Raw genomic sequence first — 8642 nt, 5'->3', positions numbered from 1 at the left:
GGACGTCGCGGAGGCGACGGGGGCGGCCGGCGGGGCCGTGCCCGCGCCCGCGCTCGCCGCGGACGGCGGCCGCCTGCTGCACGCGGCGAACGGGACGGAGCTGCCCGGGCTGTACGCCGTCGGCGGCTGGTCGCACCCGGGCGGCGGGCTGCCGCACGCGGGCATGTCGGGCGCGCTGGTGGCGGGGCTGATCGTGGAGGGCCCGGGGTTCCAGGGCTCCCAGTGAGGTTCCGGGGCTCCCGGTGAGCCCGGTTCCAGGGCTCCCGGGGCGCCCCCGGCCGGGTCCGACGAGCCGGACACCGGCGCCGGGGAGGACGGCTCAGTAGCGGTACTGCTGCTCGTTGTATCCGGTGTCGTAGCCCGTGTTCGGGTCGTGCTGGGGGTAGGCCGGGTACGGCTGCTCGGGGGGCAGTTCGCCGCCGTAGTCCTGCTGGTACTCCTCGCCGTTGCGCTGCTGCGGGACCCAGACGCCGCCGGGCGGGGTGTCCGTGCCGTAGCCCGCGGCGGTCGCGTACGGGTCGCTGTACTGCTGCTGCCCTCCGGTGGCGTACGGGTCGCCGTACGGGGCCTGCTCCGGGTAGGCCTGGCCGCCGATGTACGGGTCGGAGTAGGGCGCCGCGTACTGCTGCTGCTGGCCCGTGTCGTAGCCGTAGTTCTGCTGGTCGTAGCCGTAGGAGCCGGTGTCGTAGCCGTAGCCCTGCGGGTCCTGGCCGCCCGGGGCGCCGGCCCCGGCCTGGGCGTACGCCGCATCGCTGTAGACGCCGTACTGGCCGGTGTCGTCGGGCATGGGCTCGGGGGCGTAGACCGCGGTGGACTCCGCCGGGGACTCGGGGGCCGGGCCCCAGGCCTCGTGGGGCTGCGGCTGGTCGTAGGCGGCCGCCGTGTCGTCCGCGGCCTCCAGGCCCGAGACCTCGAGGGTCGGGTCCTGGTGGACGGGCTCCTTCTTCCGGCGCCGCTTGGGCGCCGGCGCGTCCTCGTCGTCGGCGCCGCCGCTCTTGAGGGACCAGCCCGCGTCGAAGCCGCGGCGGAAGGACAGCGTGACGTACGTCTGGCCGATCGCGAACGCGATGGCGCCCACCCCGATGACGACCACCGAGGGCATCAGGACGCCGAGCACGACGCCGAGGAAGCCGACGAAGGCGAGCAGGCGCCAGCGCAGCCGTGCCTTGTTCTGCAGCAGCACCTCACCGAGGAGCCACAGTGCCACCAGTCCGAACGCGATGTAGAGGACCGCCCAGCCCATGTACGCCCCTCTCGTACGGCCGCAGCCCCGAACGGGTACGGCCCGTCAGGCCCGCTGGTCGTGCAGGCCCAGATTCTCGTAGATTTCCAACGTCGCAGTGGAGTTGTTGAGCGTAATGAAGTGCAGACCCGGTACGCCTTCGTCAAGCAGCTTCGCGCAGAACTCCGTCGCGAACTCGATGCCAATGGAGCGTACAGCGGCCGGATCGTCTTTGGCTGTGAGGATCCGCTCTTTCAGAGCCTGCGGGAAGTCCGCGTTGCTGAGCTTCGGCAGCCGCTCGAGCATGCGGACGCTGGTGACCGGCATGCATTCCGGGATGATCGGGGTGTCGCAGCCGGCGGCGACGACCCTGTCCCGCAGCCGCAGGTACTCCTCCGCGTGGAAGAACATCTGCGTGATCGCGTAGTCGGCGCCCGCCCGGCACTTGTCGACGAAGTGCCGCACGTCGGAGTCCCAGTCGGCGGAGCGCGGGTGCATCGCGGGGAATGCGGCCACGCCGACGCAGAAGTCCCCGGACTCCTTGATCAGCTCCACCAGTTCGGCGGCGTACGTCAGGCCCTCGGGGTGCGAGACCCACTCCCCCATCGGGTCGCCGGGCGGGTCGCCGCGCACCGCCAGCATGTTCCTGATGCCCGCGTCGGCGTACTGCCCGATGATGTTCCGCAGCTCCGCGACCGAGTGCTCGACGGCGGTGATGTGGGCGACCGGCGTGAGCGTCGTGTCCGCGACGATCTGCTGGGTCTCCTTGACCGTGCCCGCGCGCGTGGAACCGCCCGCCCCGTACGTGACGGACACGAAGTCGGGGGCGACGGCCTCGACGCGGCGCAGCGCGTTCCACAGGTTCCGCTCGCCCTTGGGGGTCTTCGGCGCGGAGAACTCGAAGGAGTACGTCGTCTTGCCGGGCGCGAGCATGTCGCGCACGGTACGGGCGCGATCAGTCCTGGTGGAAGCGGTGCCTAGGGCCATACCGGCAGGTTACTGAGGGAAGTCGGCTGTCCCTAATCACCGTCCAGCCTGCGGACAGGATCCGGACACGGCAGGGCCGGACCCTGGTTCCCACGGGCGGTACCACGGGCGGTGCGACGGGCGGGTCAGAGGGCGCGCAGCCGCTTGGCGAACTCCGCGGCGGCCGCGCCCGGGTCGTCGGCCGCGGTGATCGCCCGGACGACGACGACCCGGCGGGCGCCGGCGTCCAGCACCTCGTCCAGGTTCGTGAGGTCGATGCCCCCGATGGCGAACCAGGGGCGCTCGGTGCCCAGGGCGGCGGTGTGGCGCACCAGGTCGAGGCCGGGCGCGTGGCGGCCGGGCTTGGTCGGGGTGGGCCAGCAGGGGCCCGTGCAGAAGTAGTCCACACCGGCCTGGACGGCGGCGGCGTCGGCCTCCGCGGCGGCGTGCGTGGAGCGGCCGATCAGGACGTCGTCGCCGAGGATCGCGCGGGCGGCGGGCACCGGCAGGTCGCCCTGGCCCAGGTGCAGCACGTCGGCGGCGCTCGCGTGGGCGACGTCCGCCCGGTCGTTCACCGCGAAGAGCTTGCCGTGGCGGCGGGCCGCGTCGGCGAACACGGCGAGGTGCTCCAGCTCCTCGCCGGCCTCCATGCCCTTGTCGCGCAGCTGCACGATGTCGACGCCGCCGGCCAGCACGGCGTCCAGGAACTCCGGCAGGTCGCCCTGGCTCCTGCGGGCGTCGGTGCACAGGTAGAGCCGGGCATCGGCGAGCAGGTCGCGCTTCGGGTCGGCCATGGGAATCCCCCGTCTGTGGACGCCGGTGTGCGCATCCCGCGCGGGGTGCGCACACCGGTCGGTGGTCAGGTCAGACGGCGAGCGCCTGGGCGCGGCGCTTCACCTCCGTGCCGCGATTCTCGCTCAGGGCCTGCGCGGGCGTGCCCGGCAGGGTCGCGTCGGGGGTGAAGAGCCACTCGAGCATCTCTTCGTCGGAGAAGCCGTCGTCCCGCAGGAGCGTCAGGGTCCCGGTGAGGCCCTTGACGATCTTGTCGCCGTCGATGAAGGCGGCCGGCACGTGCAGTGCCCTGTTCTCACCGCGCCGTACGGCGATGAGCTGGCCTTCCTTCACCCACTGCCGCACGCGCGTCACCTCGACGCCCGCCTGTTCGGCGATGTCGGGGAGGGTGAGCCAGTCGGGGACGAGAGCATCGATCTTTGCGTCAATCTCGGTCACGGGACAAGCCTGCCATCCCGGACCGACAGTCGGAAGCCGGGCCCGTCCGACCAGGCGTTCTCCGGAGCGGCGTGACCACCGCCGCGGCCGGCCCCGTCAGCGCGCGGCGGACTTCAGCGGCCGGGCGGGGTCGGCGAGCAGCTCGGCGTCGAGCGCGGTGCCGGCCTCGATGAGCTTGCGGCCCTGGGCGAGGTCACGGGGCTTGCCGACGGCCAGGACGGCGACGAGGGCTCCGTCGCGCAGCCAGCACACCGACCAGGCGGCGCCGGCCGGGTCGCCGCGCCACACGGTGGTGTCGGCGGCCTCGTGGTGGCCCGCGTACTGGACGAAGCGGCCGAACTGCTCGGACCAGAAGTAGGGCACCGGGTCGTACACGGCCGGGGTCTCGCCGACGATGCCGGCCGCGACCGTGCGCGGGCCCTGCAGCGCGTTGTCCCAGTGGTGGACCATCAGACGGCGGCCGTAGCGCCGGGAGGGGAACGAGGAGCAGTCGCCGACCGCGTAGACGTCGGGCGCGGAGGTGCGCAGGCCCTCGTCGGCGACGATCTCGCGGTGCTCGCCGAGGGCGATGCCGGAGTCCGCGAGCCACGCCGTGGCGGGGCGGGCCCCGATGCCGACGACGACGGCGCCGGCGGGCAGCCGGGTCCCGTCGTCGAGGACGACGGCGCCGGGCTCGACGTGCGCCACGCGCGCGTGGGTGCGCAGCGCGGCGCCCGCGTCGGCGTACCAGGCGGCCATCGGGGCGGCGACCGCGGCGGGCAGCGCACCGGCCAGGGGCCGCTCGGCGGCCTCCACGACGGTGACGCGGCAGCCCGCGTCCCGGGCGGCGGTCGCGAACTCGGCGCCGATCCAGCCCGCGCCGACGACGACCACGTCGTGCTGCTCGGCGAGGACGGGCCGCAGCCGCTCGGCGTCGTCGAGGGTGCGCAGCAGGTGGACGCCGGGGACGCCGTCGGTGCCGGGCAGCCGCGTCGGCTCGGCGCCGGTCGCGACGACCAGGACGTCGTACGGGACGGGCCCGGTGGCCGTGTCCAGCTCGTGGTCGGCGGGGCGCACCCCGGTGACCTCGCGGCCCAGCTGGAGCGTGACGCCGAGCGCCTCGAAGTCGATGTCGAACGCGGAGCCCTCGGCCTTGCCCAGGAGGACCGCCTTGGAGAGCGGCGGCCGGTCGTAGGGCTGGTGCGGCTCCGCGCCGATCAGGGTGACGGCCCCGGCGAAGCCCCGCTCACGCAGCGCCACCGCCGTCTGCACCCCGGCCATGCCCGCGCCCACCACGACGACGTGCCGCTGCTCCGCGGCCGTCCCGCTCCCTGCCGTCCCGTTGCCGCTCAGCTGCTCGCTCACGGGATCACCTTAGGCACCTGGTGTCGCGTCGGTCAGCGGCGCGGACCACTCCGGTTCCGTGACGTGCTGCACACGTGTCACCGGTTTAGTGATCATGCGTCAGTGATCACGCTTCCGTGGCCGTCGGCGGGGCTCAGCTCCTCGACCACGCTCGTTCCGCTGCCGTCCTGGGACTCCCACTCCCAGGTCTCGTCGAGCCGGATCCGCCCGTCGGCGAGTTCGGAGACGGTGGAGCGGCAGTGCCCGGAGGAGGTCGTCCCGTCGGTCTTCAGCTGCACGTAGCGGAAGTCGAGCCGGTCCCCCTCGCGGGTGCCGACGAGATGGCCGCGCTCGACGTCGCCGCCCTCGTAGGAGGCCCAGACGCGGCCGTCCGCCTCCCGGTAGGCGAAGCGTGTGCGGGTGCCCACCTGCCCGGGGGCCTGGTCGGCGACGGGGGACAGGAAGAGACCGTCGAGAGAACGGACCACGGGCTGGGCTCCCTTACTGGGTGGCATACCGAACGGTTAGGGTGGCCAACGTAAAGCACTCGCGGGAGCCCGTACGCAGCGGGCTGAGAGGGAGGCTGGAGCGGCCTCCGACCGTACGAACCTGATCCGGGTCATGCCGGCGAAGGGAGGGGCTGGACGCCATGCCGCGTACGCCACCTGTCAGCGGGTCCACCACCGACGTCCTGGTCGTCGGGGGCGGCATCATCGGTCTGGTGACCGCGTGGAGGGCCGCGCAGCGCGGTCTGTCCGTTGCGGTCGTGGACCCCGAGCCGGGCGGCGGGGCCGCCCAGGTCGCGGCCGGCATGCTGGCCGCCGTCACCGAACTGCACTACGGCGAGGAGACGTTGCTCGCCCTGAACGTCGAGTCCGCGCGCCGGTACCCCGACTTCGCCGCCGAGCTCGCCGAGGCCACCGGCCACGATCTGGGATACCGGGCGTGCGGCACGCTCGCGGTCGCGCTGGACGCGGACGACCGCTCGCACCTGCGCGAACTGCACGCGCTGCAGCGGCGGTCGGGCCTCGACTCCACGTGGCTGTCGGGCCGTGAGTGCCGGCGGCTCGAACCGATGCTGGCGCCGGGTGTGCGGGGCGGCCTGCGGGTCGACGGCGACCACCAGATCGACCCGCGCAGGCTCGCCGCCGCCCTCGTGACGGCCTGCGAGCGCGCGGGGGTGGTCTTCCACCGGACCTGGGCCGAGCGGCTGTGCGTCGTACGGGACCGGGCGCGCGGCGTGAAGCTCGCGGACGGGTCCGAACGCACCGCGGAGCAGGTGGTGCTGGCCGCCGGGAGTCTGAGCGGGCGGCTCGCGGGCGTGCCCGACGCCGTGCTGCCGCCGGTGCGCCCGGTCAAGGGGCAGGTGCTGCGGCTGACCGTGCCGGCGGCGTACGCGCCGTTCCTGAGCCGCACCGTGCGCGCGGTCGTGCGCGGCGGCAACGTGTACCTGGTGCCGCGCGTCAGCGGCGAACTGGTCGTCGGCGCCACCACCGAGGAGCTCGGCTGGGACACCACGGTCACCGCCGGCGGCGTCTACGAACTGCTGCGGGACGCGCACGAACTCGTCCCCGGCATCACCGAGCTGCCGCTGACCGAGACGCGCGCGGGGCTGCGCCCGGCCACCCCGGACAACGCGCCGGTGCTCGGCCCGAGCGCCCTGCCCGGCCTCCTGCTCGCCACCGGCCACTACCGCAACGGCGTCCTGCTCACCCCGGTGACCGGCGACGTCCTGGCGCACGCCCTGACCACCGGCGAACTGCCGGACGAGGCCCGTCCGTTCACCCCCCGCCGATTCACCCCCGCCCTCTCGGAGCAGCCCGCATGAACGTGACCGTGAACGGCGAGCCGCGCACCGTGGCCGCCGCGACCAAGCTCGACGAAGTGGTGGCCGCGCTGACCGCCGCCCCCTCCGGCATCGCCGCCGCCCTGAACGAGACCGTCGTCCCGCGCACCCGGTGGGCGGGCACGGTGCTCAGCGAGGGCGACCGGGTCGAGGTCCTGACCGCGGTGCAGGGAGGCTGAGCGGCATGGCGGACGACACTCTCGTCATCGGCGGCACGACGCTCTCGTCGCGGCTGATCATGGGCACGGGCGGCGCCCCGAGCCTGGACGTCCTGGAGCGGTCGCTGGCCGCCTCCGGCACCGAGCTCACCACGGTGGCGATGCGCCGCGTGGACACGTCGGTGCACGGCTCCGTGCTCTCGGTCCTGGAGCGGCTCGGCATCGGCGTGCTGCCGAACACGGCGGGCTGTTTCACCGCGGGCGAGGCCGTGCTGACGGCCCGCCTCGCGCGCGAGGCGCTCGGCACGGACCTGGTGAAGCTCGAGGTGATCGCCGACGAGCGCACCCTGCTGCCCGACCCGATCGAGACCCTGGACGCGGCCGAGACCCTGGTCGACGACGGCTTCACGGTGCTCCCGTACACGAACGACGACCCGGTGCTCGCGCGGAAGCTGGAGGACGTGGGCTGCGCGGCGGTCATGCCGCTCGGCTCCCCCATCGGCTCCGGGCTCGGCATCCGCAACCCGCACAACTTCGAGCTGATCGTCGAGCACGCGCGCGTGCCGGTGATCCTCGACGCGGGCGCGGGCACGGCGTCGGACGTGGCCCTGGCCATGGAGCTGGGCTGCGCCGGTGTGATGCTCGCCTCCGCGGTGACCCGGGCGCAGGAGCCGGTGCTGATGGCGGAGGGCATGCGGCACGCCGTGGAGGCGGGCCGGCTCGCCCGCCGCGCGGGCCGCATTCCCCGGCGCCACTTCGCCGAGGCGTCCTCGCCCGTGGACGGGACGGCCCGCCTCGACCCGGAGCGGCCCGCGTTCTGAGCGGGTCACAGCTCTGCTGCAGTCCCCGCCGTACCGTCCGGGGGTGTCGGTCGCTCCTCGTACACTCGCCTGCGTGGACACGACCCTTCAGGACCCTTCCCCGGCCTCCGGCCGGGGAGACCCCATGCTCGGGCAGGTGCTCGACGGCCGGTACCGCATCGACGCACGGATCGCGGTCGGCGGGATGGCCACGGTCTACCGGGCCGTGGACACCCGCCTCGACCGCGTGCTCGCGCTCAAGGTGATGCACCCCTCGCTGGCCGCCGACGCCTCGTTCGTCGAGCGTTTCATCCGCGAGGCCAAGTCCGTCGCGCGCCTGTCCCACCCGAACGTGGTGGGGGTCTACGACCAGGGCACCGACGGCGCGTACGTGTACCTGGCGATGGAGTACGTCGCCGGCTGCACGCTGCGTGACGTGCTGCGCGAGCGCGGGGCGCTGACCCCGCGGGCGGCGCTGGACATCCTGGAGCCGGTGCTCGCCGCGCTCGGGTCGGCGCACCGCGCGGGCTTCGTGCACCGCGACATGAAGCCGGAGAACGTCCTGATAGGGGACGACGGCCGGGTCAAGGTGGCGGACTTCGGCCTGGTCCGCGCGGTGGACACCGTGACGAACACGACGGGTTCGGTGCTCGGCACGGTCTCCTACCTGGCGCCCGAGCAGATCGAGGACGGCACGGCGACGCCGAGCGTGGACGTGTACGCGTGCGGGGTCGTGTTCTACGAGATGCTGACCGGCGGCAAGCCGCACTCCGGCGACACCCCGGCGCAGATCCTCTACAAGCATCTGAACGAGGACGTGCCGCCGCCGTCCGCCGCCGTCCCCGGGGCGGCCTTCGTCCTCGACGAGCTGGTCGCGTCGGCGACGGCGCGCACCCCCGAGGTCAGGCCGCCGGACGCCGTGGCGCTGCTCGCGCAGGTGCGGCAGGCGCGGTCGACGCTGTCCGACGCGGAGCTGGACGCGGTGCCGCCGCAGGCGCGCGAGGCGGAGCACGCGGGCGCGGACGACCGGACGAGCGTGATCCCGCGCGCGGTGCGCACCGCGGGCGTGCGGATGTCCCGGCCGGCCGAGCCGCCGG

Annotated in this window: 10 protein-coding genes, 1 pseudogene and 1 riboswitch; of the genes and pseudogenes, 5 read left to right on the top strand and 6 right to left on the bottom strand. The window is 74.0% G+C overall.

What is annotated here, in order from left to right; genetic code table 11:
* Window positions 1-226: pseudogene (locus GTW43_RS27025) on the top strand (NAD(P)/FAD-dependent oxidoreductase); the annotation flags it as partial.
* A 93-nt stretch (window positions 227-319) separates the two neighbouring features.
* Here GTW43_RS27025 and GTW43_RS27020 read toward each other — a convergent pair.
* From GTW43_RS27020 to GTW43_RS26995, 6 genes are all read right to left on the bottom strand, one after another.
* The gene (locus GTW43_RS27020; RefSeq protein ID WP_161304577.1) at window positions 320-1243 is read right to left on the bottom strand and encodes a DUF1129 domain-containing protein; all 924 of its coding nucleotides are present in this window, start codon (window positions 1241-1243) and stop codon (window positions 320-322) included.
* Between the two features lie 45 nt (window positions 1244-1288).
* Window positions 1289-2209: a methylenetetrahydrofolate reductase [NAD(P)H] gene (gene metF, locus GTW43_RS27015; RefSeq protein ID WP_161304576.1), complete on the bottom strand. Its 921-nt coding sequence runs from the start codon at window positions 2207-2209 to the stop codon at window positions 1289-1291.
* Window positions 2210-2334: 125 nt separating this feature from the next.
* Window positions 2335-2982: a thiamine phosphate synthase gene (gene thiE / locus GTW43_RS27010; RefSeq protein WP_161304575.1), complete on the bottom strand. Its 648-nt coding sequence runs from the start codon at window positions 2980-2982 to the stop codon at window positions 2335-2337.
* A gap of 70 nt (window positions 2983-3052) precedes the next feature.
* Window positions 3053-3418, bottom strand: coding sequence for an Rv2175c family DNA-binding protein (locus GTW43_RS27005; protein WP_161304574.1), 366 nt, complete (start codon window positions 3416-3418; stop codon window positions 3053-3055).
* Between the two features lie 96 nt (window positions 3419-3514).
* On the bottom strand, window positions 3515-4678 hold the full coding sequence (locus GTW43_RS27000) for an FAD-dependent oxidoreductase (RefSeq protein ID WP_237536833.1): 1164 nt from the start codon (window positions 4676-4678) through the stop codon (window positions 3515-3517).
* 176 nt (window positions 4679-4854) lie between these two features.
* Window positions 4855-5229, bottom strand: a complete 375-nt coding sequence (locus GTW43_RS26995; RefSeq protein WP_161304573.1) for a hypothetical protein — start codon at window positions 5227-5229, stop codon at window positions 4855-4857.
* A gap of 51 nt (window positions 5230-5280) precedes the next feature.
* Window positions 5281-5394: riboswitch (TPP riboswitch) on the top strand.
* Here GTW43_RS26995 and thiO point away from each other — a divergent pair.
* The 4 genes from thiO to GTW43_RS26975 form a co-directional block, all read left to right on the top strand.
* A complete protein-coding gene (gene thiO / locus GTW43_RS26990) occupies window positions 5391-6569 on the top strand; it encodes a glycine oxidase ThiO (protein WP_161304572.1) in 1179 nt (392 codons plus the stop codon). It overlaps the preceding riboswitch by 4 nt.
* Window positions 6566-6766: a sulfur carrier protein ThiS gene (gene thiS, locus GTW43_RS26985; protein ID WP_161304571.1), complete on the top strand. Its 201-nt coding sequence runs from the start codon at window positions 6566-6568 to the stop codon at window positions 6764-6766. The genes thiO and thiS overlap by 4 nt, the downstream gene beginning before the upstream one ends.
* 5 nt (window positions 6767-6771) lie before the next feature.
* Window positions 6772-7566, top strand: a complete 795-nt coding sequence (locus tag GTW43_RS26980) for a thiazole synthase (protein WP_161304570.1) — start codon at window positions 6772-6774, stop codon at window positions 7564-7566.
* 124 nt (window positions 7567-7690) lie between these two features.
* The coding region (locus GTW43_RS26975; protein ID WP_161304578.1) for a protein kinase at window positions 7691-8642 on the top strand (952 nt) is incomplete at its 3' end.

It is taken from the genome of Streptomyces sp. SID5785 (assembly GCF_009870065.1).
In the GTDB taxonomy this organism is placed as follows: domain Bacteria; phylum Actinomycetota; class Actinomycetes; order Streptomycetales; family Streptomycetaceae; genus Streptomyces.
This window is presented reverse-complemented; position numbering and strand designations above follow the sequence as displayed.